The sequence below is a fragment of the Mucilaginibacter sp. SMC90 genome (assembly GCF_022811725.1).
In the GTDB taxonomy this organism is placed as follows: Bacteria; Bacteroidota; Bacteroidia; order Sphingobacteriales; family Sphingobacteriaceae; genus Mucilaginibacter.
Genome location: NZ_CP094527.1, coordinates 4,032,522 through 4,058,812, shown reverse-complemented (window position 1 = coordinate 4,058,812; position 26,291 = coordinate 4,032,522). Strand labels below are relative to the sequence as shown.

Below are 26,291 nucleotides of genomic sequence, written 5' to 3'. Positions count from 1 at the left end.
CCTTTAAGTAATACTTACATAAAGATTTTAGAAGAGCGTGTTTGTATGAATCTCCGAATCTAAATGCGGGTTAATATTTATTTAGGATTCATCATCTGGTATAATGCTACAATGTATATTAGCAATCCGCCATGAAAATACTTTTTACTGTAGCCGCGATGCTCTTATCGCAAATTTTTGTTTCAGCCCAGGAGAGCCATTCACCTGTTGAACCGGGCGTACCGCTATCTTTAGCGCAGTATCGTAAAACGATTGTCCATGATATCAAATATACCATAGCGTTTAAAATACCCGGTGCAAGGAAAGAGCCTATTGATGGCAACGTAGAGATCGATTTTAGGTTGTCGGATATTGCCAGACCGCTACAAATTGACTTCAAAGGGTCTGCACAGCAGGTTAAAAGCATTAAAGTTAACGGCAATATGGTAAAGATAAGCCTGGAGCAGGAGCATATTCTTATTGCTGCCCTGGCACTGAGGAAAGGCTCCAATCATATTGAGATCGGTTTTACAGCAGGTGATGCCTCGCTAAACCGCAATGCGGATTATGTGTACGCACTTTTTGTCCCTGATCATGCCCGAACCGTTTTTCCTTGCTTTGATCAGCCTGATCTGAAAGCAGTTTTTGACTTAACATTGAGCGTACCGGAAGGGTGGAAGGTCCTGGCCAACGGGGCGTTGAAAGATTCACTGGCTAACGGAATTTACAAAACCTACCATTTTAAGCCCAGTGATCAACTACCAACCTACCTGTTCTCTTTTACAGCAGGCAAATACAGCCGGACAGAGCAGGATTACAACGGTCGTAAAATGGAGTTTTTGTACCGCGAAACGGATGAGCAGAAAATCAAACTGAGCCGGGACAGCATTTTTGAACTGCATGGTCAGGCTATCGATTTCCTTGAAAAGTGGACAGGGATCAGCTATCCTTTTCAGAAAATTGGTTTTGTTGCTATCCCTGATTTCCAGTTCGGCGGGATGGAGCATCCGGGAGAGGTACAGTACAAAGCATCCAGCCTTTTCCTGGACGAGACTGCCACGAAAGAACAGCTTATTTCGCGGGTTAACCTGATCTCGCACGAAACCGCCCATATGTGGTTCGGCGACATGGTGACGATGCGTTGGTTTAACGATGTTTGGATGAAGGAAGTGTTTGCCAATTTTATGGCCGACAAAGTAACCCAGAAACTGATGGGCACCGAAACTTTTAACCTCAAATTCCTGCAGGACCATTATCCCGCTGCCTATGCGGTAGACCGAACGGAAGGTGCCAATCCCATTCGCCAGCAGCTTGATAATCTCCAGGATGCGGGCTCTATGTACGGCAATATCATTTATCATAAAGCGCCCATTATGATGCGCCAGTTAGAACAATTAATGGGAGAGGAAAGTTTTCAGGCCGGGATACGCGAATACCTCCGGAAATACACTTACGGAAATGCCGGTTGGCCAGAATTGATTGCCTGCCTAAGTCATCACACAACAGCCAAACTCAACACATGGAATAAGGTTTGGGTTAACGAAACGGGCAGGCCGGTGATTGGGGCAGATATACGGTTTGCAGGTGATAAGATCAGCAGTTTTTCTATTTTCCAGCATCCGGAGCAGGGAGCGGAAAGGATCTGGCCGCAGGCATTCGATGTTACCCTGGTTTACGCAGATCATCAGGTTATTATTCCTGTAAACCTGAATGCACAAACCGTCAGGCTGCCGCGTGCTGTAGGCTATGCAAAGCCACTGTTCATTATTTATAATTCCAACGGGCTGGGTTACGGATTGTTTCCGGTAAATAAAGATCTAACGCAGGATCAATTATTCGGTTTAAACAGTCCGGTTCAAAGGGCGGCCATTTATATCAACGCTTACGAAAACATGCTGAACGGGACGGGATATACCCCGTCTGCGCTGATGGAACTATTGGAGCATGGCCTTATCCTGGAAAAAGAGGAAAGCAACCTCCGTATGATAACGGCTTATATTGCCAACCTCTACTGGGAGTTCAGTACGCCTAATAAGCGCAGCGCCCACGCCGGGGTGCTGGAACAATTACTGTGGAATGCTATGGAGCAGCAATCTGCGGCAAATAATAAAAAAATACTCTTCAGCGCTTACCAAAATATTTACCAAAGCCGGGCTGCTATAAAACGCATCTGCGACATCTGGGAAAGCCAGGTACCTCCTGATGGAGTAAAATTGGCAGAAGACGATTATACCGGCATGGCCCTTGGTATCGCCCTGCGGAGCGACACCCTTACACAGGTGTTGAAACGCCAGGAAGAACGCGTTAAAAACAATGACCGCAAAATGCGGCTGGAGTTTCTGATGCCGGCTTTGTCGCCGGATGTTAAGGTACGCGATAATTTTTTCAGTAGTTTAAAGGAACGTAAAAACAGGGAGAAAGAAGCATGGGTATTATCCGCATTGGGGTATCTCCATCATCCGCTAAGGCAGGCGGCCTCAATAAAATACATTCCGCAAAGCTTGAGCCTCCTGGAAGAAATTCAAGCTACCGGCGATATCTTTTTTCCTCAGTCATTCATCAATGTAACACTTGGAAACTACCAGTCTGGTGAAGTGGCGGAGATGGTTAAATTATATATCAAAGCCCATCCTCGCCTGAACCCAAAACTAAAGGGCAAGCTATTACAGGGCGCAGATAACGTGATGCGGGCACAAAAGCTTGTGCATTGATATTGCCTTCTTGTTCCAGTTGCCGGTAATCTGTTAGTGCATCACATTATCATTATCTATCAGAATGTTTATCTTAATAAATATCCTGAAGCATCATTTTGAGAGATAAATAAGCTTATCGAAATAACCTTAATGCGATAAGTTGTGACAATATTTCACTGCCTGCTGTACTCCAGGTCAAAAGGTATTGGCCCGGCATCCATGTGGGCAATTTTTGAGGGCGGAACATAACCTGTTTCCAGCCTGAAATCCTGTCGTTGGTGCAGGTACTCAATACGGAAAGGGAAAAAGCCTTTTTTTAACGGAATGATATAAGAATAGGTAGGTTTATTATAATCTCCATCCCATTCAATAACGGGTTTACCGGCAATCAGCAGCCTGGAGCCTTTATCTGCATTAAGGAAGAAAATATAATATCCATCTTCTTTGGCCTCAAACATACCGTCAAGGGTCAAAGCAAAATGGTTTTTGCGCGGCAGACTGTCCAAATTAAAGTTTTTATTGAATATTCCTGTTTTAACAGGCTTCGTCGTTTTCAGATCAGGCAAGGTAGACCAGTCGCCCTCATAGTAAGCATACCTGAACCCTCCGTTTTGCCAGTTTCCGGTTTTCTTTACAGGCACAGGGGGCTTTTCGTCTGTGAAAGTGCCGGTGCTGACCTTATCATAACGGGCCCTGTTGCTCATAGCCCTGTAAGTAACGGTACCTGGCGCAATGATCGTTTGTTGTTGTGCAACCAATGCCGAACCGACTGCCGGAGTAGAGCCGTCCAGCGTATAATGTACACCCGTCGTGTCTCCGTCAATATACAACTTAATTGGTTTACCTTTTTGTATAATTCCATTCATCGGGTGAAAAAGCAGTGTTGGGGTCATGCCTTCATAGGTAAATTTTAAGCCGTCATAGGTAGCTTTAAACCGCACAGCGCTATGTGTCTCTTTATCGTACGGTTGCACTTTCCATTTTAAGCCTGCGGGTGCAAATTGTTTCAGGATAGTTTCCATTGTATCTATCTTCATTCCGTTCATCGCTTCTCCCATCCGCCCGGCAATATATAATGTAGTATTTGTAAGCGGTAGCGATTTGAGTTTTTCAGCAGCCATTTTTGCTACCAGCGAATTATCCCACCACATGCTTGGATCAACTGCAATAAACGATTTGAATATCGCCGGCTCATTCAGCATCGCATAAATAGTGAACATGGCACTGAGCGAATGCCCCCACAAAGTATTATCACCATTAGAAGGGTAGTGCTGGTTGATGAAAGGGATTAGCTCATTCTTTATGAAAGCCAGAAATTGTGGAGCGCCTCCCGAACCCTTCCAGTTAGGCAGGTGCGTTGGTGTTAATTCTACATTCCGGTCTATCCCCATTACACTTACAATGATGGTTTGCGGCATAAAGCCCTGATCCTGCACGTAACGCTGTATTTGCGATACGAGGCCTGTATTCCAGTTACCACCATCAAGCACATAAAGCACATCGTACTTTTTATTATCCCCCGGTTTGTAGTCGTACGGCAAAAACACCTGGATTAGGCGTTGCTGTTTTAAGATTGTTGAATGCAGTGAATCCAGTTTGCCGTGAATAGGGGAGCGTAGCACCGTATCCTGCGCAAAAGCGGCAATAACAGTTGTAAAAAGAATAAGCAGCGTAAGGAAAAATTTCTGTTTCATCGTACTGATAAGACACGAAATTTGAGCTATCCGTTACAGTAACCAGGTTGAAAACTATACATCGCAGATAAACAGGTAGTTGGATTAAAAAGCAGTAATGAGTGCGATATGCTAACCTATTAACCAATCAGCCGAATTTAAGAACAATGGTTTCAGTTCGTACTTTTGATGTCAAATATTGATTAATCGGCAAAATATCGTCAATCAATAAAATTAAGTACCTTATCTTAGCTGCAGCTCCAGTATGAATACATTAGTTGATTTAGTACAAACCTACGGGCTCTGGTTGGTGTTTCTCATTACGCTTTTACAGAGTATAGGGCTGCCATTACCTGCATTTGCTGTGCTGATCGTAACTACCGCTGTTACGCCACTAACCGAAACTAATATCATCGTATTGATCTTGACCGGATCACTGGGCACGTTAATAGGAGACCTCATCTTATATTTTGCAGGGAAGAGATACGGAACAGGTATCCTCGGGAAATTATGTAAAATTTCCATTTCACCAGATACTTGTGTTCGCAGTACCGGTGATATTTTTGAACGTTACGGTGCGCCAGCATTAACTATTGTGAAATTTGTTCCCGGGCTATCAACACTCGCACCGGTTGTTGCCGGCGTTTATGCAATGCGGGTAACATTGTTTGTATTCTTTTCATCCATTGCAGCACTTGTGTACCTTGGTGCGGCAGTGGCGCTTGGTGCGGTTTTTCGGCATGAGGTTGGCGGTTTGATCTCTGCATTAAATCGTTATGGTAAACTGGGAGGTGTTTTTGTAGTCGTTTTATTTGGCTTGTACCTGTTATTCAAATGGTTTCGACGCTATCGCCTTATCAGACAGTTTGAAACGGACAGAGTAACTGTTAATGATTTAATAGAATTAATTGGCGGCAAATCAACTCCGGTGATACTTGATGCGCGTCCGATAGATCAGCGTACAAGAAATGGATTCATACCGGGCTCTATCCTTATCGACGACAACAGTCTTAATGATATTGCTGATCGATATGCAGAACACAAGGAAATCGTTATTTACTGCTCGTGTCCAAATGAAATAACTGCTGCAAGATATGCAGAGAAATTACGCAAAATTGGCCTGAAACGTATCCGCCCTTTAGTGGGAGGGATTGATGCATGGGCTGAATCAGGCCAGCAGGTTACATTTCTTTAAATTGCCCTTAACTATCAAGTAAATCCACATTTTGTAAACTGGAGCCCTTCCTGCATCTCAGTATGATGATAATTTAAAGGCAAAGATTCTGGATTACATTGATAGCCCCAGATCAACCTTGAATACTGGTGACGTAATTTGGTTAAAAAGCCGCGAATTGTCCTATGACCACCGTGTTGTTGCTATTTTATTACCGGCAAGGCTTGCTGAAATTTGTGGTCTCAAAAGAAAACAAAATGTCAAAAAATAAAATAGATGGGATTATGAGAAAGGGGGTTCAATCCGTTTTTACGGTCAAAGAGAAGACTTTTCTGACGCCACATTATATCCGTGTTAAATTTGCGATGAATGATGAGCAATTGGAATTATTCAGTAATGTGCAGACTGGAGGGCATAATAAGCTCTTTTTTCCGGATGAAACAAGGCGTACTTATACCACCAGGCATATCGACTTTGTCGAAAAAGAACTGTGGGTGGATTTTGTTGCGCATGGTGATAACGGGCCGGCATCAGCCTGGGCCAATCGTACATCTCCCGGTGATCGCCTTGCTATTGGGATGAAGGAGGGCCGGAGGCCTCTTTTTCCTGAAGTTGATGAGTACCTGTTCATTGGCGATAGTACAGCCCTGCCCGTTATCGGCGCGATGCTGGAACAGCTGCCAGCGAACGTGCAGGTACAGGTAATTATGGAAATTCCCGGTAAAGAAGACGAATTAAAGTTATGCTCCGAAGCGCATTTAGCTACCCGCTGGGTATACAATTCAGAGCCTGAACAAAACAGCGACCTTGCAGCTTTAGTGCGGAACATGGAATTTTCTGGAGGAAACCGGTTTGTTTTCGTAGCAGCCGAATACGATACGGCTAAGAACCTGAAAAACTATTTCAGAAATGAACTGGCCTGGCCGTCCGAAACGTTTTCCGTGGTATCTTACTGGAAGCGCGGCGAATCGGAAGATCAGTCATCGGCAAAACGCAGGGAAGAACGGCAGTTATCTGTTTAGGCCCGGCCCGGGTGCTTTTTGAGGAAATTTGTCCTTATTTATCCAACCCTGACACGACCCAATGCAGAATGCATTGGGTCGTGTCAGGGTTTTTAGCTCCCATGTTCGGGCCCTCAGCTATTTGAGGACTCGAACATATTGATGTATCGAGGCTTTTGTAACTCAGATCATTAATCTACGCTGTTCAATATTTATCTACACGAAATTCGGCTCTTTACCCCATTTGGCTTAATAAATTGATTTTAGCATTAACCATTACAGCCTGCCAAATTTTGACATACCGATAAGCGTTAAGCCCTACAGAATTTAATTTTTGATGAAATTAATCTACCTGCTCGCCGGGTGCCCGTAAAAGCACGCTTATAAGTTTTAATTAGCGAAAAAAAGCTCGAAAATTATTGAACCGGCGTTGAAGTTCACGCGCTGCTAATCAAAATATAAAAAAAGTTTCATTTCAGATGGGCTCTTTTCGTTTTTAGCGATCATGTACTAAAGACTAAGATATGGAGCCCGGCAGGCACCATGCCAATTAAGGGCATATCCAACCATACCTGAGGATATTTCACACTTTGATCCATATTGAATTTATAAAAATGTTATGAAAAAACTATTAAACATTATTTTAAGCATGGCTGCATTAAATGCTGCTGCACAAACATCCCACTTTACTATTAATGGGCAAATTGGTAATCTCGACGGTAAAAAAGTTTATCTAAGCTTTATGACAGACGGTAAGGGGCATGAAGATTCGACCACAATGGCCAACGGAACCTTTCATTTTACCGGTCAGATGAACCCCTATAGTTCAGTGCGGCTGGCGCTTGATCATAAAGGCCTTGGGCGCGAAATCGCTACACATGGCGGGGATGTTATCTATTTTAACTTTGCCAACGAAACACTAAACATCGCTTCTAAAGACTCTTTGGCTAACGCACAAATGACCGGCTCTAAAACTTATGATGAATATTCTGCCTATGTGAAAGCGGTAGGCCCGATGCCCTGGGATATCGACCATATTTCTAACGCCGAGATTGCTGCAGCACCCGAACTTGCCAACGATACCGCGTTCACCAACCAGGTGACCCGCCACCACTTTAAAATGATTGCCGATTTTCAAGCCAAAAACCTGGAGTTCGCCAAAACACATCCGTATTCGTATTTTGCACCGGTTGCGCTGTTCGGTACAGCAGCCAATGACAAAACCGTTACGATAGCCGAAGATGTGTTCAAAACCTTTAGTCCAGCAATTCAGGCAACAGATAATGGTAAAACCATCAAAGGGTTTATTGAAGCGCATTACCGACTCAAAATTGGAGCGGCGGCACCAATTTTTACGCAAGTAAATACGGCAGGTAAAGCTGTGTCTTTAACCAGCTATAAGGGCAAGATCGTACTGATTGATTTTTGGGCCAGTTGGTGTTCGCCTTGCCGCCAGGAAATTCCAAACTTGTTGAGCCAGTATAAAATGTATAAGGATAAAGGTTTCGAGATACTGTCTGTATCGTTGGACAGCAGTCGTGATAAATGGTTAAAGGCAATACAACAGGAAGGCATGGCATGGGCACAAGTAAGCGATCTGAATGGTGGAAACAACAGCGTCGCCCGCCTTTACGGCGTTTCAGGTATACCCGCTACTTTCCTGGTAGACCGGGACGGTAAACTCATCAGCACGAACCTGCGTGGCGAAGACCTGAATAAAAAGCTGGCCGAAATTTTTAAGAATTAAAATGAACGCAAGGTTTCTACTGATCCTGTGCTGTTTTGTAACTACGCGTTATGCAGCGGCACAGGATCTTAAATCAATAATAACTAAAGCTAAACCTGCCTGTGTCCGTATGTGGGGTTTCGATACCCTGCAACAGCAGCGCACCAGTGCACAGTTCAGCGGAGTAGTGGTGAAAGGAAATTATATCCTTACAGCAGCCCACGTTATTACGCCGGGCAATACGTACAAAGTCTTTTTTCCTAATGGCGGAGAAGCCATTGCGCAGGCACTTGGAAAGATCGAATTGTCGGAAGATAAGACACGGCCTGACGTAGCGCTCATGAAGATTTTGAAAGGCGCAAACTATCCTGAAGCACTGATAAGTTTAGCTGATGTACATAAAGACCAACCCTGTCTTAGCATTGCCTACCCTGAAAGCCTCGATCAGCAACAACCCACTGTTCGCCTTGGCAAGGTTATCGAACCATTAAATAGCCGCGGATTTATCCGGTCAACGGCCTTGATGGAACCTGGTGATTCCGGCGGCCCGCTCTTCAATTTAGGCGGAGAACTCATAGGGTTACACAGTGCAATCGGAATCCCGGAATCGGAAAATTATGATGTACCCGTAAATTTGTACCAAAAATATTGGTCGGCGCTTCAGCAACCGCTTGTTTACCGAAGCTGGCCAGAGCAGGCAGATGCTGTCCAGAAAGATAACAAAACCATCGAGTTTACCTGGCCCCAGGCCGGAACTTACACCGGTACTTTTGTCAGCGTCAAGAGTCGGTTAAATGGTAAAGCGCAAACAGCGCTTGGAACGGTGATCCAATCGTTTGTAGTTTCAAAGAGTTCAATAGTTGGTGATTCTGTTTTAATTCTCGGGAAACCGGGCATAGTCATAGCACGGGACAAAGAGCATGACCTTGTGCTGATCCGGCCTGCGCAAAAGCTTAGAGGTTTAAAAATTAAGCAGGCCATGAACCCGAATCCCGGGGATGTTTTATTTGCACCCTTAATAGATTCAGTAGTGACGGGCATAATCAGTGGTGGCCCGATCGGGCTTCGGAAAATTAACAGTGCAGGATTTTTAGGTGCCACACCTCTACATGGCAGCATACCGGAAAAAATTTATTTTGTTAGGCCCGGTTCACCGGCGGCGCAGCATGATATTCGCTCTGGTGACATAATACCTGGCCTGAATGACTCATTAAACGCGCATTGGCCGGGCGACACGTTGAAACTCAAACTACAAAGGGGATCAGAAAACCTGCTAAAGAGCATCGTACTCACTTATCCGCCCTTAATGCTTCATGAGCATCCGGCATACCATTTTGCCGGTGGCCGAAGCCTGCGTAATGATGGGTTCAGGAATATTTATAGCACCGACCTGATCTTGCGCCCCGAACAATGCGGCGGCCCGGCATTCGATGCGCAGCATAACTTCGTAGGTATTAATATAGCGCGCTTTAGCAGAGCAAATTCTATCTTAATCAGTGCACAAGTTATCAAAGACTTTATTGTTGCTAATTCGCGATAATTGCACCGGCTATGAATTTCTAAATTCGCACGATTAATATGTGGCGACTGTTTGGTGGCATATTCTGGCATTGGGATATTTGATAATTGTGAAACACCTAAAACACTAAACAAAATTCACGATAGTTGGTGAGCTTTGTCCGGACTTCTTTAATTCTCGTAAGTCAATATAAATGCCGGCAATTAAATACCTGCCGGCATTTATATAAACAGCTACATTATTGTTTATCAATCTTTATTTAGAAAGGACTCATTTTCATAGGTTGATAAACACAAAGCGTACGCTTTTTCTATCCCGCCCCCCCCAAGAAATTTTCCGACTAATCCTCAAAATAGAGTATTGAGTCGGGTGCGTTGCTTGTAAACAAGAAACGCCCCAAATCCTATGATTTGAGGCGTTTTACAAAAACTTTGTTCACTTGATGCGGAGAGTTAGGGAACAATATCCCGTCCAACGTCCGCTGTAAATCAATACTTTGTGTTTTTATTCAATTACAGGTCACCTAATGGATCACCTTAAAATAATCAAATCGCTTGTGCTTACTTAACAAAGATATAACTATTTTTAAATATAGATACTTACGAAAAGAAGATAAAGAATTGACAAATATGCTGGTTTCAAACACCCGTCGGAAGTTATGCCCATTCGACTCCAGCTCAGGGCAACAATCAATGGAATGGCTTGATATAGTTTCATTCTATTGATATAGAGTTAAACGATTTTAGGCCGCTTAAAAATGGCTCGAGCCCATTTGGGTGCACGATACAGCCTTTAGGATATCGTAAAGGCTGTTTTTCTTTCTGAAAAATTACGGGTCGTTAATTGAATGAATTTACAATATAAGATATCATTGAATGATCGAGGTGTCCGTAGACTTTATAAAGAATAATGAATAGATAGTCTGTAGAACCGAACCCCAAAGGCAGATATCTATACATTGTCTCGGAAAGCGCAGAAATTATGATGACGATAATATTTATCGTCATCGGTTTATTAGAATCATATCCTGAGGGAGCGTGAAAATCACGTAATAGGCTCAATTTCAATATCACTATTTTGGCTTTTGACACCGCTCACTGTGCTCACCAAATGGCTACTAATAGACCTTACTATGTTACTTAGTTTATTAAAAATAGGATTTATAGATGTGTTAAGCAACTATTATAGTGAAAATGTAGACAAAGAAAAGGAATGATATCGGGTAGCAATGAGATATTTTAAATTCTCGGGCTTGGTTAAAATTGACCAACTTATCTTTCTGAATTAAACAATTAACTTAATATGCAATTACACAACTCGTTACTCTAAAAAGCACGGAATGGTATGGTCAAGTATGCGGGAACATACAAATGCACTCTTAGATGTTATCTAAAGCTTGTTAACTTAGCCAAAGTGTTAGAAATAGACCTGTGAATGCAAAAGGCTATAGTTGACCTAACTGTTATTTTTTTAAACGAACTTTGAAAACAGATCCCAGTCCAATACTTGACTCTAAAATAATTGTACTGTTGAGCAGATAAAGCAAATCTTTTACCGTAGCCAATCCAATACCTGACCCTTTATTATTAAACCTGTCGGCCACGTTGAGCGTAAAGTTATTCGCAAATATTTTTTCGAGGTAAGCCTTTGGGATACCCATGCCGTTATCTTCTATTTCCAAGTGATAGAACTCCACATCTTCGGCAAAGCGTATTTTTATCCAGCCCTCTGGTTTGTCATTGTAGCGGATTGCATTACTCAGCAGGTTGATCAGGATCTGTTCCATAGCAACAATCGAAAAGTTTACCATTTGCTTAGCCGATGGTATGTCTATACGGATACTATCCGGTACTGTCAGCAAGCTTACTATTCTGTTTGTTAAAGCATTGAGTTCAAACTCCTGCCGCTTTTCAAGTAATAAGGCTGGTTTGTTAGAGTAAGCCATCATTTCGTCAACCAGTAGCAACAGGTTATCTGTTGCAGCGATGTTCATATTCACCAGTCGTAAGCAGTTTTCGCTCATGGTAATTTCCTTTCTGGTACGAAGGGCCTGCGAGGTCAGCTTAATGCTGCTCAGCGGGTTTTTAATATCGTGGGCGGCCATCGAGGCGAACTTCTGGATCAACACATTCGCGTTCAATAGCTCTTGGTTGGTTTTTTCAAGTAACGACACTTTACGCTGCAGTTCAATTTTATCTACTACCTGTTTGGCCAGCGCTTTTAGCGCATCAATTTGTCCCTGGCTAAAATCATGCGACTGCTGATCAAGCACACATAAGGTACCTAAAGCATACCCATCTTCATTAACGAGAGGCACGCCCGCGTAGAAAGTAACATTCGCTTCCGTCACTACTGGATTATCTGCAAAACGCTCATCCTGTAAAGCATCCGGTACGATCAGTATCTCATCGGGTGCCGCAATAGTATAGGTACAAAAAGAAAGGTCACGGAAATTTTCAGTTAGGTCAGTCCCGATATGTGATTTAAACCACTGGCGTTTTTCGTCAATGAAAGTGATCAGCGAGATCGGTGTACCGCAAATGGCAGACGCTATAGAGGCTATAGTGTCGAAATCCTTTTCCTCACCGCTATCGATAATATCGTAAGATTGTAATGCGATCAGCCTTTCAGCTTCATTCTCCGGAACCGGCAACTCTTTTTCTATCATAGCTGAACATCACAAAGATACATTTAATAATCCTTATTCAATATTATGTGAGTGCGTGCTTTACTGGCATCGTATTCGCATTGTGCTAACCAAATAAATATATAACTCTATGGGCAAGCGAATACTCATCCTGGATGATGACCAGGACATTTTGGATGTGGTATCCTACTTGCTGACCGATAGTGGTTTTGAAGTGAAAACACTTTCTACTGGAGAACAGGTGAAAGCTGTGATCAGCGAGTTCAACCCAGATCTCGTATTGATGGATGTTATGCTGGCCGATATGGATGGCCGGGTAATCTGCAGCAAATTAAAGGAAGATGAAAACACACACCATATACCGGTAATCCTGATCTCTGGTACGCACAACCTTTCGGATTCATTAAATCAAAAAGGAGCTCCAAACGATTTTATTCCGAAACCTTTTGATATCGACGTATTGCTAAGCAAGGTAAAAGATCAATTGCAATAGCCTCATATTTAGCACAGTTTGTAGTAAAATAAGGATTTTGAAACCGGGTTGAGTTGTTTGTTAATCGGTTCAGTGCAGTAATCTATACTCCGATATGAGTTAATGGCTTGTAGCTAAGGAGCCGAATTACTTTATTGATCAGGTCTTCTATATCAAAAGGTTTACGGATATGGTCGTTGGCCCCGCATTCTTCAACAATCAGCTCAATATCATTAGCTGTTGAAAGGATAATTACAGGGGTAACCGCGAGGTCTGGCACCTGTTTGATCTTGCGGCACAAGCGATGGCCAGGTTTATTGTTGATGAACTCGTCAAGCAAGATCAGATCAGGTTTGAATGAGCTGATTTCAGCGAGATCAGCCGGCTCAGGAATACTTAGCGTTTCAAATCCCTGCTCTTCTAAAATGAGTTCCACGATATTCCGGATATCCTGGTCGTTCTCAATGATCAATATTCTCTTCTTCAATGCCAGTGAATTATAAGTAAATATAGCAGTTTTACAATCAAACAAATTTCCTATTTTTCAGATTTTTGAGCATAATGAATTTACAGGATAATAAGCAGTTACACGTGATCGTACAAGGCACCCCGATAGGCATTTGCATTTTGGATGCGTTTACTTTCAAGCTGAAATGCTCAATGATAAGTTCCTGGAAATTGCAGGTAAGCCTAAAGAAGCCATTATAGGCAAGTGGTACTGGGAAACCTTTGCGGAAGCCCGGACATATTATTAAGCTGCGATGGTTGGCGTGGTGCAAACCGGTGAAGCCTACTACGCGGAAGAAGCGGAGCTGATGCTGATCAGCGATGGTTGTGGGGAAATCATCGTTTTGACCTTTTTACGTGCCTGTAAAGGACAAGACCGGTAAAGTGACCAAATTAGCTGTTTGGGTGCTGGATAACATATGGCAGGTTAAAGAACGTAAAGCGATTTCTGCCAGTGAACAACGCCTCAGGGCATTGGTAACCGCCACATCTGATATGATATATAGCGTGAGCGTGGATTGGGAAATAATAAACGAACTTGACGGACACGGTTTCAGAAGAATTGCAAGCTATAAACGAAGAAATGGCTGCAACCAATGAAGAACTGACCGCTACGAACCAAGAATTGGCTTCAGTAAATCAGCAGCCACAGGAAGCCCGTAGATAATTTGGCTCAAATAATGCCTATCGTAAATCTGCTATGATCAACCCTATATCTTAATTGGAAAGGATCGCGACCCATTGTATCTTAGCCTGATGGAACAACTACTTAACTGCCTGGTAATTGATGATGATCCGGATGTAAATGCCTATGTATGCGAAATGGTAGATCAAATCCCCTTTTTGCATTTGGCAGGATCCTACGACAATGCTCCCGGGGCGTTGAACAGGCTGGAGTCAGGCGGTATCGGTTTACTGGTGCTGGATATCAATTTGCCTGGGATTGATGGGGTTACTTTTGCCAGTACCTTGAAAGACTTGCCAAGGGAGCATATACCACGCGTAATCCTTATCAGCGGCTCCCGGGATTATGCCGTTGATGGTTATAAAGTGGATGCTGTAGATTACCTGGTCAAACCGTTTTCCTATGAAGACTTTTACCGGGCTGTCGCCAAAGTGCGGACGTTGACGAATGTGGCTAAAACTTCGCGAGCTGATGAATATTTGTTTTTAAAAGTGGAACATGACCTGATCCGCGTAAATATCAGAGAGATCTGTTACATCGAAAGTTTTAAGGACTACGTCAAAGTATTTACCGGCGACCAGACGATAGTAGCTTTATCTACGCTAAAAGCTATGGAAGAGCGTCTTTCCGGAAAACGCTTCATGCGTGTGCACCGTTCTTTTATTGTGAACCTTGACAAGATCGAACAAATTCAGCATTTAACCATTCGGTTCGGAAAAACCATTATTCCGGTCACCGAACAATACCGCGAGGCATTCAAGGCGGAGTTTCGCGAATGGCTCTAACGGATGATAGCTTGTTTTCGTCGGCCCGAAATTCGTTTTCGTCGAAGCGGCTTGCCAACTAATTATCGATGGCGTTCATTTGAGTACATTTTAAATGAACGACCATGAAAAAGATAATAATGATTGCCCTGATGCTTGGTTTAGGAACCTTTGCCCGGGCCGCTGAAAAAAATGATTCTACCAAACGTGATACGGTTAAGATCAACAATCAGCTACGCAAATTAAATGAAAAGCTGACCGATCTGCAGGCGGAACTGACCAAAGTTCAAAACCGTTTGCCTGATGAGCAGGCTGCTGCCGAAGAAGCATCCAAAAGTTCAAGTAAAGCACAGGAAAAAAGCCGAAGCGAAGCCTCTTCAGCTGTAGGCGGTGATACCGGTGACGCGCGTAAAGCGGCCAAGGCAGCAAAAAAGGCGGCGAATGAAACAGGCGATGCGGAAGATGCTGATAATAAAGTAAAAAAAGACCAGAAAAAGATCAAAGACCTAAATAAAGATATCGAAAAGACCAGAGAAAAGATCGTAAAGCTGCAGCAAGATCAGGTCTGAAACTTTATGAAGGATATAACTGTTCAATGTCAATCAACACATGGCAACAAAGGCAGGGAATTTTTCAGGGGTAATTAACCGGGTTTTTATTATTTTCCTGTTGTTCACCTTTTTGGTGACAACAGGATCTTTTGTTTTGAGGCGCGCGATAACACATAAGCTCGATAAATTAGGTGAGCAATTAAAAACGCCTTCTTACCGCCAGGGGATCACCGCGCTTTTGGTAGATCTGGACGTTGCGGAGAACAATTTTCAGAAAGCTGCGGCTGACGGAAGTCCGGCCGATCTGGCTATTTATCAGCGGCGATTGGATACGATCTTTCGCGGAATGAATTTGATCATTGATCATTACCGGCAGGGTGGGGACAGCTCCCTACCGGAAAGCCGCAGGCAACTGGAACAAAAGTTGCAGCAAAAACTTGATTTATCGAGACAGTTATTCGGCCTCAGGAAAAATTTTGATTCATTGCTACGGGTCACTACTTTTGACCGCATTCATAACCGGGGAGATCTCCAACACTCGTCATCTGTGCACGTTAGTGCCGATACAATCGTAACCACCAAAAAAGAAACAGTAAAAAACAGTTTGCTGCGCAGGCTAAAAGATGCGTTTCATACCACGCAATCGGTGAAAGTACTCACGGTACGCCAGCGTCAACGCGAAAAGGCCGGCCTTTCGAATGTAGCAGCAAAACGATTGCTGGCCGAACTCGGCTCGCAGTATGGACGGATGGCATTGTCCGGACAGGCCCTGGTAACAGCTAACCTTAATTTGTTGAACCAACTGCGGCAATTGACGCGGCAGCTACAGGATATTGACCAAATTGCTTATGAACAAAGCAGGGAAGCGACTTTAAAAGCTTATGCTTCAGCAACACGCGACCTGAATACGTTTACCGGCATCTCGCTTGTGGCTGTTTTGATCTTTATCGTTTTACTGGTGATCTATGTACGCCGTGCCGGTTGGGCGGAACGGCGGATACGCGTGGAAAATAGCCGTGCTGTACGGTTGGCCGGTCAAAAATCTGAGATCCTGGCCATTATGAGCCATGAGATCCGTAATAAGTTAATGGCGATCAACGGTGCGGTTTTTACAATGAAAAAAACAGTATTGTCAGCGCAACAGGAACAGAAGCTGGGGGCAATCACGCTGGCCTCAGGCCTTGTATTGGAAACGATCAATAATGTATTAGATGCCAGCAAGCTGGAGCAGGGCTATGCGGAAACGCGGCAAAGCGGGCCTTTTAAACCAGGAGAAGCTATAGCCGAATCAATTGAAGCAATGCGTTTTATGGCTGAAAATAAAAACCTGCAATTGAAATTATTATGGAATGAGCAGGCTGACACCATTGTTGAGGGTGATAGTTTTCGTCTTAAACAAGTCTTGTTGAATTTATTAAGCAATGCCATTAAATATACTGATCAGGGAAACGTCTCAGTGACAGCTCAACTTGTAGAACAGGGTCCCGGTCACCAGCTAAACGTGTTGGTTAGTGATACAGGCTCGGGTATTCCTGCAAACAGGCAGGCGCAGTTGTTCACGCCATATTATCAGGCTGGAGGGCAAAAGCCCGGCACCGGCCTGGGGTTGTATCTGTGTCGCGAATTGATCCAGGGTCAGGGCGGCGAGATCTCCCTCCAAAGCGAAGTGAATCAGGGAACGGTTATATCTTTTTGGATCCCCTATAAAATATCGAAGAACCTTCACGTTATGGAATAGTCGGGAAAAAATTGGCTTCGCCTGGTACTTGAACAAGGACGACGAATCACGTTGCGACTGGTTTTTTCCTTACCGTTAGTTTTTTTGCCAGCCGGTTTTGCTTTGGCTCCTCATCTCCAAGTATGATGCCCCACGCTTTGAGGCTTTCAACCCGGTCAAATATAATTTTCAATACCGCTATTACGGGTATGGATAAGAACATTCCCGGGATACCCCAGACCATTTCACCAATAATCACGCCCAATACTGTGATCAACGCATTGATCCGGACTTTAGAGCCCACAACCAATGGCAACAATATATTGCTGTCGATAAGATGTGTGACCACCATGGTAATTATCACATAAATCACCGTTATTTGTTCCGGCGACGTAGCGAAGGTAACGGCGGCGCTTAACACCAGTGCTGTGAATATCCCATATAAGGTATGATGTTGAACAGGCCAGTGATCAAACCCAGCAAGATAGCATACTTCACTCCCAGGATCATAAACGCAACACTAACCACTGTAGCCACAATGACCATTTCGATCAGAAGTCCTGTGATATATTTACGGATCATAAACTGCACTTTTTCAATTATGTCATGCACCACTTTTTTGTTATCTTCTTCAAAAACCGATTCCAAAAAACGCATGATCAGTTTGCGGTAAAGCAAAAAGAAAAAGGTGTATATGAAAGTAAAAACTAAAAATAGCAGCATCCCCGACAAGGATAACAATGTTGCGCCTACGACCGATCCCCCGGAGGCAACTACTTTGTTAGTGGTATTTGTTACGAAAGTAAGTTGCTTGTGCCGCGTGACATGAAAACTGGATCCGATCCACTCCATAACGTCATTTTGCGTTTTATGTAGTTGATTCTGGAACTGTGGCCAGTCACTTGCAAGGTCTGATACCTGGGAACCGATCACATAAAGCAATCCGCCGATACAAGCCAGCAGGCTTAAAACCGCCAGCATCGATGCTGCACTGCGCGGTATCCGGAGCTTATTTTCCAGAAAAGCGGCAAAAGGGAGTAATAAAATGGAAAACAGACAGGAAAATATTAATGGCGAAAGGATTTCCTTTGCTATAATCACGATCCAAACCAATGCGATCAGGCTGAACAGTACGGCTGCCAGTTTTAGATAAAACGGGAGTCTCCTGAATTGTTGTATATCCAAAGTATTACCTTAATTTTTGTTTTACCGTATATATCATTTCTGCTATTGCGTAATCCTTCGCCTTGTTCATATATAAGGAAGGATTGTCCAATAACTCGTCCAGTATTGAGGTTCCGTCTTTTCGTTTCCTGGTAATGAAGTAGATAGCGTAAGCTGTTCCTGCGCCTAATAAAAAAGTTTTGATCGTGCCCATAAGTTTTTCATTGATATTGTCAACTATGATGCCACCAAATTGCAGGGTGATAAGAACAAACCAACACCATGCAAAGGCATGTGACGATGAATAACACTAAAGCTCCGGCAAAAGCAACAGGTTCCTTGGGAATTCCGGGTGAGGTTAACTCATAAACGGAAACAGAATTTTATCTAATCGAATCAGATGGATCAATAAATCCATTTTAAAAAAATGATTGCCTGGTTGGTTGTAGTGTAGTGAAGTAATTTGCAGTGAATTTAGTACATAATCGTTGTTAAAAAACAATTATAATTCAATATTGTATTATACTTATTATATAGATCGGTTGCCAATAGGTTATCATGTTTATAAAGGTTAAGGTTTTGTGTTTACATGTATTTACCAATGGTAACGGAGAAGAATTTGAACGCTTAAAATACCCGCCATGAAACTGAGTTCGGCTTTCCAAAAAGTGAATTTTCTCCGGGATGTGAATGCAGATTATCAGGAATTGAACCGGACTTATTTTCCTGACGTTGACCTGTCTGCGTTTTCTGATGAAAACAAGCGGACTATCGAGGAAGATATCTTAAAAGAATTAAATGAAGCCTTAAATTAGTTATAGAAAACACGCGGAAATGAGCGGTCACAATTTATATACTAATGACTTTTTAGACCTCAAACGGCTGTCGGGTGATCCGAAGGCGGATGCTTTTATAAGTTATGCGTTTGCTGATGAGCTAAAGAAAAAGCAGTTACAGGAATGGATGGCCGGAAAGTCGGGCCCGGAACATTTAAATAGTTTAAAGGATATTTTTCCGGATTTCGAGATTGTCAATAAAGCCGGCAATCTACCGTCCTGGGCTGAACCCCGTTTAATGAAGAAAGGGGCAGCTTTTTATGCCAGGCATTCAACCACCATCATGAGTTTGCTTGGTTTATTATCCTTGCCGTATTGCTACACAGCGGCCAACGGTGCAATGGTATTGTATCTGTCAGAACTGATCCGGAAGCAAACCACCAAACGGCTTTATGACACCGCTGTTTTTGTTTGGGAAGTGATGGGGCCTGATGCTTTCGGAAAAAATGGGAATGCTTACGAAGAAATACTAAAAGTACGTATCATGCATGCCGCTGTTCGTCACTACACCCTGGCAAACGGACATTGGGATCAATCCTGGGGAGTTCCTATCAATCAGGAAGATATGGCCGGAACTAATCTTTCATTTTCACTCATCGTCATCCGTGGCTTACGGTTGCTCGGTTTTAGCGTGAGCCAGGACGACCAGGCAGCCTTTATGCACATCTGGGCAGTGGTTGGATATTTGACAGGATTAGACAAGGACTTGATCCCCGAAAGCTCCAAAATGGCACAACTATTAGATAACAGCATTAAAAAGCGCCAGTTTAAAACTTCAACTCAAGGGCGAGAATTAACTTCTTCGCTAACAGCGCACATCATGTCTGTTAATAAAAGTAAAGCCACCGCCGAAGATATCCTGGGCTTAATGCGCTACCTGCTTGGACAAGAGATAGCGGATAAGCTGGCGATAAATGCTCCGGACTTGCCCCGATATAAGCTGACCTTAATAAAGACGATGAACCTGTTGAAAAGCTTTAAACCAGAAGGGGACAACAAAAAGGTTTACCATGCTGCTTATGCCACTTTTAAAGCGCAAAACCCGGAACTCGTTAAAAGAAACTAAATTTGGACGATCTGCCGATAATTTAATTTCCAAATCATGAAATCATACCAACTCATTCATCAACTAATAAACCTCGTAGCGGAACTTGAGGAAGAAAACCAGGGTAGGGAAACTTCCATCCAGGATTTTACCGGTTTTTTATTGAATAAGGTGGGCAACGCTACCGATAGCAATACCAGTAGCGAGGTGAGGTTTGGCGAAAATGATAGCGCTGCATTAGAGATCGCTTATCAGCTGGAGAATAACATCGGCCGTTTATTTGTTTTCATGAGCCGTTATGCTAAATTTTATATCAAAAAGGCTTTGGATGGTACCCCCCTGCAAACCGGCGAAGATTTTACCGCGTTGGCTATTTTACTTACACATGATCATTTATCAAAGTCGGAACTGATCGGTTATAATCTGCAGGAAAAAACATCGGGCACTGAAGTGATCAGGCGGCTGAGCGCTTCAGGCCTGGTAAGGCAATGGGACCATGAGAAAGATAAACGCAGTAAGCACGTTGCCATTACCGATGAAGGGAAGGCTTTATTATACAGGGTATTTGAACATACTAATTATGTAGGCAAGATCATTACCGGCAAATTAACTGTGGCCGAAAAATTCACATTACAATACCTTTTACAAAAGCTGGAAGATTTTCATCTGGAACACCATGAAAAGAAAACGATTGTAAGCAAAGAAGATCTCAGAACCCTGGCAAATGAAATTAGTCTTTTAAATTGAATGATACCATGAGTTTGAATATAGTTGACATTGATCGTATTATAGAAATGGCTTGGGAAGACAGTACAACATTTGATGCCATTAAACTACAGTTCGATTTGTGAAAGGAGTTAAAAAGCAGAACCCGCCTCAAAAAATCTGCCTGACCTGCGGCAGGCCTTTTACCTGGCGTAAAAAATGGGATAGGGTATGGGATGAGGTGAAATATTGTTCAGAAAAATGCAGGGAAAACCGTTGATATTAACGCTGAAGTTGGATGAAAAGAGCCAGGGCTTTTTTAATATTAAACGACAATTATATTTCCCGCCCGAACGAAATCATTTAGAAGCTCATTTAATGCTTTTTCATCAGTTGCCAAATGAGTCGGAAACCTATAAAGTATTGGAGGACTTTGCTTATGAACCTTTTTCGTTGAATATTGTCGGCCTGATGAATCTGGGTGCGGGTGTCGCGTACCGGGCGGAGAGTTCAGAACTAAATTTATTACATAAATTATTAAGTACCCATTTTAAAAATAAACTGATACCCCAGGACTTGCAGGGCTTCCGGCCCCATATTACCATTATGAATAAAACTACGCCTGAGCGGACGCGTGCGCTGATAAAGGAGCTCTCCGTTAGCTTTGAACCATTTTCAGTTGACATCCTTGGTATAGACATTTGGCAGTATCTGGGTGGCCCATGGCAGCATAAACGCAGCTATGCTTTTGTGGAGCGACTATTGGATGATGAATTATAAAATTAAGGTATGGTATTATTTATTAAACGGTTTTAAAATCAGGTAGCTCAATTTCATCTTTTGTCACATCTTTGTTTTTACTTGCAAAAAGCCTACCGATTCTTTTTACAAAACTGCTTGCCAATATTCCCGCTACCGTATTAACTACAGCTACGCCGAATTTAGATTTTGGATGTGCAAGCCACGGAACTCCAGGCGGCAGACTTTGAACTTTTTCAACAAAGGGGCGCATGCGTTTTTCATAGGCGAGGAAGGCGTCTTCATGCTTACTATGCCGGGACAGTTCTCCAGCTAACAAATAAGCGCCAACAATAGCCAATGTTGTACCCATACCTGTTAAGGGAGTGGGACAATAAGCCGCATCCCCGATCATCCCTGTACGACCATTGAACCATCTTGGGGCATGAATCTGACTGATTCCGTCGAAATACACATCATCGCTTTTTTCGATCTCTTCTGTCAAACGCTTTTCTTCCCATCCGGCACCCGACAGTTTTTCTTTCAGGATCTTTTTTTGTTCGCCTGCTGATAACTTTTGTATGTCGGCGTCATCTGAAAGAAAACTGAATGATGCCCGGACCGTACCATGATTATCCGGCCGGATCAACATAACCCTTGATCCTGTTGCCGTGTACCAGCGGGCCCACCGGGTATCTGTCTCTGTTTTAGGGATGGTGTACCAGGCATTATATAGCCCGGTAAATTTAACTTTTGGCTCATCGCCAAAAATCAAAGCCCGTGTGGTTGACCGAACGCCGTCGGCGGCGATTAGCAAATCATATACCTCCTTGGTATCATCACTAAAGGTTACATTAACTTTGCTATCGCTCTGGTCAATTGCTGTTATATGCTTACCAAAAACATATTTCACGTCATCTTTCGTATGGTTGTATAGTATATTAACAAGGTCGCCCCGCAAAATTTCTGCTTCGCTGGTAAAGCTACCAGCACCATCGCTCGGAAAGGCAGCCTTAACCTTGTTATCGCTATCAACAAACTGCAGGCCGATCTCCCCGGTATTTGCAGCAAGGATCTCTTTTTCTATACCCATCATTTTCGCAACAGCACGACCAGCGCCCCTTATATCCAGATTTTGGCCACCCATTCTTAGTGATTTCGAACGCTCCACTATCGTGACATCAAAACCGAATTTAGCAAGCCAAAACGCCAGTATAGGGCCAGCAATACTTGCACCGGAGATCAGTACCTTGTTGTTAACGCGCATTATGTTTCTGATATGTTACGTTATGTGTTTGTAAATTGCTAATTGCTAATTGGTTTATGCCAAACAGCATGAAGCGGGTCGGTAAAGTACATCTAAAATTATGAATTACTGAAGCTTATTGCTGACATTATTGTTCAAGCATAATCAAGAGAGTTGTATCCGAATGACGTACTATCTCTATAGTGACTATGCTGTTCTCCGGAAATGATTCCTTACCTTGATTAGTCCTTTTTAGAAGAATCTTTGACGCAATTCGGTACAGTTTTGCCGTCTTTCTTTTTCATTCCTTCTTTAGTGTAGCCTGACCAGCAGGGATCCTTTTTCTTTTTAGTTGCCATGATTTTTGTGTTTGTCTGCGCCTATACAACAACTTTTATTCCATTAATAGTGTTAGCTAAAATACCGGTGATGACAATATTTGGCATGGTATTGGGACAGTATGAAGCCTATCTAAAAAGAAAAACATTATGGCAACTACAACAAATGCAACAGGCGTACTGAACGACCTGATCGAGATTAACAACGACCGTGTAGCGGGTTTTGAAAAAGCGATCGCGGATATTAAAGACGAAAACATTGACCTGAAGGAGTTGTTCCAGGGTTATGCCGAGCAAAGCCGCAAAAATGGCCAGGAGTTAGCTGCATTGGTTGGCGACGCCGAAGAAGTAGAAACTGGAAATAGCGTGGGCGGAACTTTGCACCGTGCCTGGATTGATGTGAAATCGATCTTCGGGGGTAGTGACCGCGCCAGTATCCTCTCAGAAGCAGAGCGCGGTGAGGATGCGATCAAAAAAGCTTACAACGATGCCCTGAGCGGCGGCGAATTGCCGGCCGAAGCCGTACAAACGGTTAGCAGTCAGGCTACGGAGATCAACGCCGCGCATGACCAGATCAAGGCGTTGCGCGATGCTGCTAAAAACTAATGAACTAATAATTTTAAAAAGCCGCCTAATCGGGCGGCTTTTTTTGTGTACGCTTTTAGATATGACTAACCGGCCATCTTACCTGGATTTTGACAAGTCTTCTTATGCCTGGAAGCCGGATATTAATTATCGGGAACACCCGGAGTTGTACCGGGTAGGTAAGGGAGAACAGGGTGTTCTGATCTGCGAACCTTATAAAAGTGAAATCGGGCAGTATTGGCGTTTTCTTAACGAGGAAGTCGCCGAACAGATCAGCGAAAAGATATTCGATTTGTTCGAAACATACATAGATAACGGTGATTTTGTGGGGGCAGACATGGCACGCAAGTATTTACAGATGGGTTACACCCGTGCCCGCCGGTATGCGAATTACAAAGGCGGCAAAAAATATGATGCCGAGGATGATTATGCACAAATGGAGCGGGGAACTGGCGAGCCGGAGAAAGCGGCAGCAGCAGCCATCTTTTATAAACGATGGCAAGCAGCAGAAGGCGATATAGTTTACAGCAGCTTGAAAAAGAAATGGAAACATGAAAGAGGTTAAAGCTGGATCTGCCGGAAAATGTTTAAAGGCTATGAAGGAATTTGTATCGCCTGTTATAAAGTGGGCCTAAATATCGCCAAATACAAGCCCGGACAGTTGACGGCGACGAACAGCCTGTCTGATCCGAAAAACCACCATTTCCCAGGTACATTAGGCTTCAAATTGATTAAATGATATGCAGCAATCAATTTAACTTTTTGTTAAATATTTTAAATAAAAAATAAATAACGGAATTTAATTTGTACCTTGCTTACTTATTAAAAAACATATAATGCAAAAAGAAGGAACTGTGAAATTTTTTAATGCCACAAAAGGCTTTGGATTTATTTCACAAAATGACAACAGAAGTGAAATTTTCGTGCACGTTACAGGTTTAATCGACGAAATCCGCGATAACGACCAGGTAGCTTACGATGTAGAAGAAGGCCGCAAAGGTCTTAATGCGATCAATGTTAAAGTAATCTAATCATCACAATATCAAATTCGCTTAAGCATCCATTGATAAAATCGGATGCTTTTTTGTTGCTTTCTAATCTCGATGTCCACAAATAAGGTTTGAATATACAAACAGAATTTTATGAAATTGCTGAAGTGATTTCCTGAAAAAACGCACGACGAAATGGTATTAATCGAAAAACAATCATGAGTAAAGATAAAGGTAGTAAAAACGTAAAAAAGGCTCCCGCAGTAGGCGGTAATAAGTTGACTTCAGATTATCAGGCAGGTAAAAAATCGGCATCAAGCGATAGTTTATCAATTAATAAAAAGAAAAAAGATTGAAGACAAACGGAGTTAGAAACACGCAAGTAATGGAATACCTGTTTGATATACGGAACATAGCAATAGAACATGGCTTTAAGCAAGATAAGCCATGGCAATTGAAATTGGTTGATAAAGCCGATAAAATAGCGATTGAGAAACAATTTCGTGTAAGTGTATCTGTTGAACCAGGTATTGAGCAACTCGCCCGAATGCTAAACGTGGTTGAGACGGCCCCCTCTCGTTCCCGCTCACAGAACCTGTTACTTTGAAAGCTATTCATGTTAACGGATTACAATATCTGGTTGCGTACAACCCGATGGAGGAATGGCGTTAGTAAATAATAGCCAGGTGCAGGCTAACTCAACCATTTTTTTACCGCTGATGTTTCCCTTTAATGTTAACTAAAGTGGACGATGTATCATTGATTTACGATTAAAGCCATATAGAGTGAGGTATTCTTAACGCCTGTAAAAGAAATAGTTATATTTGATTAATTGAAGTATTATGACCAAAGAGAACTCATTTAAAACCGTAGACTATATCTATATTATACTTGCCATCAGCACAATTGTTTTTTTTGCATTTATGGCCATCCGATCAAGTTATGCTATTAAAGCTGCTGATGGTTCAGGTAAAATAAACTCACGCTAAACCGGCGATAAACTTTACATCGGCGCTCTGTCTATTTAGTTCATAATAATTTTAGACTGAAGGGTTTTGGTTAATTTATAAGAGAAAATATTATTTACTAATATTTTAGGTTACCTGGCTAAAACTAAACAGGTTGCATATTGTAGTAGCTATAAACAACTATAGCAGCATGAACCCGCTATTTTTTCAACTCGAACAAAGTTACCCGTTAATGGTGATCCCGGATACTGCTGCTCATTTGAATGGCCATACGATCATTACCCATACGTACAGTATTTTTCTCGATATTGGCGCTGGTAACCCTTTGATAAGCAGGAGTAAGGAGAGTACCCTGCATCTGGAACGAATTAAAGATCCCGAGTATTTCGGTTACATCACATTTGAATTACCTGGTAAACTATTCACTTATACTGCAGATGGACAAAGGGAATTAAATAATGATGAAGTACAGGAAGTGATTGAACACCTGAGCGATATCCGCGATAACCCCGCGCTCTGGAACCAAATAAAAGATAATTAGCCGCTACGATTAATATTAGCATTTATCT

32 protein-coding genes are annotated in these 26,291 nt (G+C 42.8%); 25 read left to right on the top strand and 7 right to left on the bottom strand.

Annotated features, from left to right (window positions below; all coding sequences use genetic code 11):
* The first annotated feature begins 131 nt into the window (after window positions 1-131).
* Entirely contained in the window at window positions 132-2,690 is a 2,559-nt protein-coding gene (locus tag MTO98_RS17505) for a M1 family aminopeptidase (protein ID WP_243487904.1), read from the top strand.
* A 155-nt stretch (window positions 2,691-2,845) separates the two neighbouring features.
* On the opposite strand, the gene MTO98_RS17500 is transcribed toward MTO98_RS17505, so the two are convergent.
* Window positions 2,846-4,366 carry an alpha/beta hydrolase-fold protein gene (locus MTO98_RS17500; protein ID WP_243487903.1) on the bottom strand — a complete coding sequence of 507 codons (1,521 nt, stop codon included), beginning with the start codon at window positions 4,364-4,366 and terminating at the stop codon, window positions 2,846-2,848.
* A gap of 244 nt (window positions 4,367-4,610) precedes the next feature.
* On the opposite strand from MTO98_RS17500, the gene MTO98_RS17495 reads away from it, so the two are divergent.
* From MTO98_RS17495 to MTO98_RS17480, 4 genes are all read left to right on the top strand, one after another.
* Complete coding sequence (locus MTO98_RS17495; RefSeq protein WP_243487902.1) at window positions 4,611-5,540, top strand: rhodanese-like domain-containing protein; 930 nt, start codon at window positions 4,611-4,613, stop codon at window positions 5,538-5,540.
* A 263-nt stretch (window positions 5,541-5,803) separates the two neighbouring features.
* Window positions 5,804-6,541 carry a siderophore-interacting protein gene (locus MTO98_RS17490; RefSeq protein WP_243487901.1) on the top strand — a complete coding sequence of 246 codons (738 nt, stop codon included), beginning with the start codon at window positions 5,804-5,806 and terminating at the stop codon, window positions 6,539-6,541.
* Window positions 6,542-7,139: 598 nt separating this feature from the next.
* Complete coding sequence (locus MTO98_RS17485) at window positions 7,140-8,267, top strand: TlpA disulfide reductase family protein (RefSeq protein WP_243487900.1); 1,128 nt, start codon at window positions 7,140-7,142, stop codon at window positions 8,265-8,267.
* A 1-nt stretch (window position 8,268) separates the two neighbouring features.
* Entirely contained in the window at window positions 8,269-9,786 is a 1,518-nt protein-coding gene (locus tag MTO98_RS17480) for a trypsin-like peptidase domain-containing protein (RefSeq protein ID WP_243487899.1), read from the top strand.
* 1,441 nt (window positions 9,787-11,227) lie between these two features.
* Here the strand turns inward: MTO98_RS17480 and MTO98_RS17475 are convergent.
* On the bottom strand, window positions 11,228-12,433 hold the full coding sequence (locus tag MTO98_RS17475) for a GAF domain-containing sensor histidine kinase (RefSeq protein ID WP_243487898.1): 1,206 nt from the start codon (window positions 12,431-12,433) through the stop codon (window positions 11,228-11,230).
* 109 nt (window positions 12,434-12,542) lie between these two features.
* Here MTO98_RS17475 and MTO98_RS17470 point away from each other — a divergent pair, with 109 nt between their 5' ends.
* Window positions 12,543-12,905 carry a PleD family two-component system response regulator gene (locus MTO98_RS17470; protein ID WP_243487897.1) on the top strand — a complete coding sequence of 121 codons (363 nt, stop codon included), beginning with the start codon at window positions 12,543-12,545 and terminating at the stop codon, window positions 12,903-12,905.
* Window positions 12,906-12,987: 82 nt separating this feature from the next.
* On the opposite strand, the gene MTO98_RS17465 is transcribed toward MTO98_RS17470, so the two are convergent.
* Entirely contained in the window at window positions 12,988-13,371 is a 384-nt protein-coding gene (locus tag MTO98_RS17465) for a PleD family two-component system response regulator (protein WP_243487896.1), read from the bottom strand.
* Between the two features lie 166 nt (window positions 13,372-13,537).
* Here MTO98_RS17465 and MTO98_RS17460 point away from each other — a divergent pair, with 166 nt between their 5' ends.
* The 6 genes from MTO98_RS17460 to MTO98_RS17440 all read left to right on the top strand — a co-directional run bounded on the left by MTO98_RS17460 (window position 13,538) and on the right by MTO98_RS17440 (window position 17,129).
* Window positions 13,538-13,639, top strand: coding sequence for a PAS domain-containing protein (locus MTO98_RS17460; protein WP_243487895.1), 102 nt, complete (start codon window positions 13,538-13,540; stop codon window positions 13,637-13,639).
* A 6-nt stretch (window positions 13,640-13,645) separates the two neighbouring features.
* Window positions 13,646-13,774: a hypothetical protein gene (locus tag MTO98_RS34295; RefSeq protein WP_256464379.1), complete on the top strand. Its 129-nt coding sequence runs from the start codon at window positions 13,646-13,648 to the stop codon at window positions 13,772-13,774.
* A 1-nt stretch (window position 13,775) separates the two neighbouring features.
* Complete coding sequence (locus tag MTO98_RS17455; protein WP_243487894.1) at window positions 13,776-13,991, top strand: hypothetical protein; 216 nt, start codon at window positions 13,776-13,778, stop codon at window positions 13,989-13,991.
* A gap of 156 nt (window positions 13,992-14,147) precedes the next feature.
* Window positions 14,148-14,861, top strand: a complete 714-nt coding sequence (locus MTO98_RS17450) for a LytTR family DNA-binding domain-containing protein (protein ID WP_243487893.1) — start codon at window positions 14,148-14,150, stop codon at window positions 14,859-14,861.
* A gap of 104 nt (window positions 14,862-14,965) precedes the next feature.
* Entirely contained in the window at window positions 14,966-15,409 is a 444-nt protein-coding gene (locus MTO98_RS17445) for a hypothetical protein (protein ID WP_243487892.1), read from the top strand.
* A 40-nt stretch (window positions 15,410-15,449) separates the two neighbouring features.
* A complete protein-coding gene (locus MTO98_RS17440; protein ID WP_243487891.1) occupies window positions 15,450-17,129 on the top strand; it encodes a HAMP domain-containing sensor histidine kinase in 1,680 nt (559 codons plus the stop codon).
* Between the two features lie 46 nt (window positions 17,130-17,175).
* Here the strand turns inward: MTO98_RS17440 and MTO98_RS34290 are convergent, their stop codons facing one another.
* Genes MTO98_RS34290 through MTO98_RS17430 form a run of 3 tightly spaced genes read right to left on the bottom strand, consistent with a single transcriptional unit; the run spans window position 17,176 to window position 18,486 of the window.
* Window positions 17,176-17,529: an AI-2E family transporter gene (locus tag MTO98_RS34290; protein WP_256464378.1), complete on the bottom strand. Its 354-nt coding sequence runs from the start codon at window positions 17,527-17,529 to the stop codon at window positions 17,176-17,178.
* Window positions 17,523-18,293, bottom strand: a complete 771-nt coding sequence (locus tag MTO98_RS34285; protein ID WP_256464377.1) for an AI-2E family transporter — start codon at window positions 18,291-18,293, stop codon at window positions 17,523-17,525. Before MTO98_RS34285 ends, MTO98_RS34290 begins: the two co-directional genes overlap by 7 nt.
* A 4-nt stretch (window positions 18,294-18,297) precedes the next feature.
* Window positions 18,298-18,486 (bottom strand): YtxH domain-containing protein, encoded by a 189-nt coding sequence (locus tag MTO98_RS17430; protein WP_243487890.1) that lies wholly within the window; start codon window positions 18,484-18,486, stop codon window positions 18,298-18,300.
* A gap of 427 nt (window positions 18,487-18,913) precedes the next feature.
* Here MTO98_RS17430 and MTO98_RS17425 point away from each other — a divergent pair, with 427 nt between their 5' ends.
* Genes MTO98_RS17425 through MTO98_RS17405 form a run of 6 tightly spaced genes read left to right on the top strand, consistent with a single transcriptional unit; the run spans window position 18,914 to window position 21,638 of the window.
* The gene (locus tag MTO98_RS17425) at window positions 18,914-19,087 is read left to right on the top strand and encodes a hypothetical protein (protein ID WP_243487889.1); all 174 of its coding nucleotides are present in this window, start codon (window positions 18,914-18,916) and stop codon (window positions 19,085-19,087) included.
* Between the two features lie 19 nt (window positions 19,088-19,106).
* A complete protein-coding gene (locus tag MTO98_RS17420) occupies window positions 19,107-20,174 on the top strand; it encodes an oxygenase MpaB family protein (RefSeq protein WP_243487888.1) in 1,068 nt (355 codons plus the stop codon).
* 36 nt (window positions 20,175-20,210) lie between these two features.
* Window positions 20,211-20,900, top strand: a complete 690-nt coding sequence (locus MTO98_RS17415) for a MarR family winged helix-turn-helix transcriptional regulator (RefSeq protein WP_243487887.1) — start codon at window positions 20,211-20,213, stop codon at window positions 20,898-20,900.
* A gap of 8 nt (window positions 20,901-20,908) precedes the next feature.
* Window positions 20,909-21,004, top strand: coding sequence for a DUF2805 domain-containing protein (locus MTO98_RS34470; protein ID WP_371825421.1), 96 nt, complete (start codon window positions 20,909-20,911; stop codon window positions 21,002-21,004).
* Window positions 21,001-21,138, top strand: coding sequence for a DUF2256 domain-containing protein (locus MTO98_RS17410; protein ID WP_243487886.1), 138 nt, complete (start codon window positions 21,001-21,003; stop codon window positions 21,136-21,138). The genes MTO98_RS34470 and MTO98_RS17410 overlap by 4 nt, the downstream gene beginning before the upstream one ends.
* Entirely contained in the window at window positions 21,120-21,638 is a 519-nt protein-coding gene (locus MTO98_RS17405) for a 2'-5' RNA ligase family protein (RefSeq protein WP_243487885.1), read from the top strand. Before MTO98_RS17410 ends, MTO98_RS17405 begins: the two co-directional genes overlap by 19 nt.
* A 22-nt stretch (window positions 21,639-21,660) precedes the next feature.
* Here the strand turns inward: MTO98_RS17405 and MTO98_RS17400 are convergent, their stop codons facing one another.
* Window positions 21,661-22,863 (bottom strand): FAD-dependent monooxygenase, encoded by a 1,203-nt coding sequence (locus tag MTO98_RS17400; RefSeq protein WP_243487884.1) that lies wholly within the window; start codon window positions 22,861-22,863, stop codon window positions 21,661-21,663.
* A 467-nt stretch (window positions 22,864-23,330) separates the two neighbouring features.
* Here MTO98_RS17400 and MTO98_RS17395 point away from each other — a divergent pair, with 467 nt between their 5' ends.
* The 7 genes from MTO98_RS17395 (at window position 23,331) to MTO98_RS17365 (ending at window position 26,263) form a co-directional block, all read left to right on the top strand.
* Window positions 23,331-23,786, top strand: coding sequence for a PA2169 family four-helix-bundle protein (locus MTO98_RS17395; protein ID WP_243487883.1), 456 nt, complete (start codon window positions 23,331-23,333; stop codon window positions 23,784-23,786).
* A 61-nt stretch (window positions 23,787-23,847) separates the two neighbouring features.
* On the top strand, window positions 23,848-24,330 hold the full coding sequence (locus MTO98_RS17390; RefSeq protein WP_243487882.1) for a DUF4385 domain-containing protein: 483 nt from the start codon (window positions 23,848-23,850) through the stop codon (window positions 24,328-24,330).
* A gap of 271 nt (window positions 24,331-24,601) precedes the next feature.
* The gene (locus MTO98_RS17385; RefSeq protein WP_091207888.1) at window positions 24,602-24,796 is read left to right on the top strand and encodes a cold-shock protein; all 195 of its coding nucleotides are present in this window, start codon (window positions 24,602-24,604) and stop codon (window positions 24,794-24,796) included.
* Window positions 24,797-24,972: 176 nt separating this feature from the next.
* Window positions 24,973-25,110 carry a hypothetical protein gene (locus MTO98_RS17380; protein WP_243487881.1) on the top strand — a complete coding sequence of 46 codons (138 nt, stop codon included), beginning with the start codon at window positions 24,973-24,975 and terminating at the stop codon, window positions 25,108-25,110.
* The gene (locus tag MTO98_RS17375; RefSeq protein ID WP_243487880.1) at window positions 25,107-25,361 is read left to right on the top strand and encodes a hypothetical protein; all 255 of its coding nucleotides are present in this window, start codon (window positions 25,107-25,109) and stop codon (window positions 25,359-25,361) included. The genes MTO98_RS17380 and MTO98_RS17375 overlap by 4 nt, the downstream gene beginning before the upstream one ends.
* Before the next feature lie 235 nt (window positions 25,362-25,596).
* On the top strand, window positions 25,597-25,743 hold the full coding sequence (locus MTO98_RS17370) for a hypothetical protein (protein ID WP_243487879.1): 147 nt from the start codon (window positions 25,597-25,599) through the stop codon (window positions 25,741-25,743).
* Window positions 25,744-25,912: 169 nt separating this feature from the next.
* Window positions 25,913-26,263, top strand: a complete 351-nt coding sequence (locus MTO98_RS17365; protein WP_243487878.1) for a hypothetical protein — start codon at window positions 25,913-25,915, stop codon at window positions 26,261-26,263.
* The last annotated feature ends 28 nt before the right edge of the window (window positions 26,264-26,291 follow it).

Excerpts from the sequence above, each read along its gene's own strand:
- MTO98_RS17505 (WP_243487904.1), top strand. The coding sequence starts at position 132 with ATGAAAATACTTTTTACTGTAGCCGCGATGCTCTTATCGCAAATTTTT.
- MTO98_RS17500 (WP_243487903.1), bottom strand. The coding sequence starts at position 4,366 with ATGAAACAGAAATTTTTCCTTACGCTGCTTATTCTTTTTACAACTGTT.
- MTO98_RS17495 (WP_243487902.1), top strand. The coding sequence starts at position 4,611 with ATGAATACATTAGTTGATTTAGTACAAACCTACGGGCTCTGGTTGGTG.
- MTO98_RS17490 (WP_243487901.1), top strand. The coding sequence starts at position 5,804 with ATGAGAAAGGGGGTTCAATCCGTTTTTACGGTCAAAGAGAAGACTTTT.
- MTO98_RS17485 (WP_243487900.1), top strand. The coding sequence starts at position 7,140 with ATGAAAAAACTATTAAACATTATTTTAAGCATGGCTGCATTAAATGCT.
- MTO98_RS17480 (WP_243487899.1), top strand. The coding sequence starts at position 8,269 with ATGAACGCAAGGTTTCTACTGATCCTGTGCTGTTTTGTAACTACGCGT.
- MTO98_RS17475 (WP_243487898.1), bottom strand. The coding sequence starts at position 12,433 with ATGATAGAAAAAGAGTTGCCGGTTCCGGAGAATGAAGCTGAAAGGCTG.
- MTO98_RS17470 (WP_243487897.1), top strand. The coding sequence starts at position 12,543 with ATGGGCAAGCGAATACTCATCCTGGATGATGACCAGGACATTTTGGAT.
- MTO98_RS17460 (WP_243487895.1), top strand. The coding sequence starts at position 13,538 with ATGCTCAATGATAAGTTCCTGGAAATTGCAGGTAAGCCTAAAGAAGCC.
- MTO98_RS34295 (WP_256464379.1), top strand. The coding sequence starts at position 13,646 with ATGGTTGGCGTGGTGCAAACCGGTGAAGCCTACTACGCGGAAGAAGCG.
- MTO98_RS17450 (WP_243487893.1), top strand. The coding sequence starts at position 14,148 with ATGGAACAACTACTTAACTGCCTGGTAATTGATGATGATCCGGATGTA.
- MTO98_RS17445 (WP_243487892.1), top strand. The coding sequence starts at position 14,966 with ATGAAAAAGATAATAATGATTGCCCTGATGCTTGGTTTAGGAACCTTT.
- MTO98_RS17440 (WP_243487891.1), top strand. The coding sequence starts at position 15,450 with ATGGCAACAAAGGCAGGGAATTTTTCAGGGGTAATTAACCGGGTTTTT.
- MTO98_RS17430 (WP_243487890.1), bottom strand. The coding sequence starts at position 18,486 with ATGGGCACGATCAAAACTTTTTTATTAGGCGCAGGAACAGCTTACGCT.
- MTO98_RS17425 (WP_243487889.1), top strand. The coding sequence starts at position 18,914 with ATGAAACTGAGTTCGGCTTTCCAAAAAGTGAATTTTCTCCGGGATGTG.
- MTO98_RS17420 (WP_243487888.1), top strand. The coding sequence starts at position 19,107 with ATGAGCGGTCACAATTTATATACTAATGACTTTTTAGACCTCAAACGG.
- MTO98_RS17415 (WP_243487887.1), top strand. The coding sequence starts at position 20,211 with ATGAAATCATACCAACTCATTCATCAACTAATAAACCTCGTAGCGGAA.
- MTO98_RS34470 (WP_371825421.1), top strand. The coding sequence starts at position 20,909 with ATGAGTTTGAATATAGTTGACATTGATCGTATTATAGAAATGGCTTGG.
- MTO98_RS17405 (WP_243487885.1), top strand. The coding sequence starts at position 21,120 with ATGCAGGGAAAACCGTTGATATTAACGCTGAAGTTGGATGAAAAGAGC.
- MTO98_RS17400 (WP_243487884.1), bottom strand. The coding sequence starts at position 22,863 with ATGCGCGTTAACAACAAGGTACTGATCTCCGGTGCAAGTATTGCTGGC.
- MTO98_RS17395 (WP_243487883.1), top strand. The coding sequence starts at position 23,331 with ATGGCAACTACAACAAATGCAACAGGCGTACTGAACGACCTGATCGAG.
- MTO98_RS17390 (WP_243487882.1), top strand. The coding sequence starts at position 23,848 with ATGACTAACCGGCCATCTTACCTGGATTTTGACAAGTCTTCTTATGCC.
- MTO98_RS17385 (WP_091207888.1), top strand. The coding sequence starts at position 24,602 with ATGCAAAAAGAAGGAACTGTGAAATTTTTTAATGCCACAAAAGGCTTT.
- MTO98_RS17380 (WP_243487881.1), top strand. The coding sequence starts at position 24,973 with ATGAGTAAAGATAAAGGTAGTAAAAACGTAAAAAAGGCTCCCGCAGTA.
- MTO98_RS17370 (WP_243487879.1), top strand. The coding sequence starts at position 25,597 with ATGACCAAAGAGAACTCATTTAAAACCGTAGACTATATCTATATTATA.
- MTO98_RS17365 (WP_243487878.1), top strand. The coding sequence starts at position 25,913 with ATGAACCCGCTATTTTTTCAACTCGAACAAAGTTACCCGTTAATGGTG.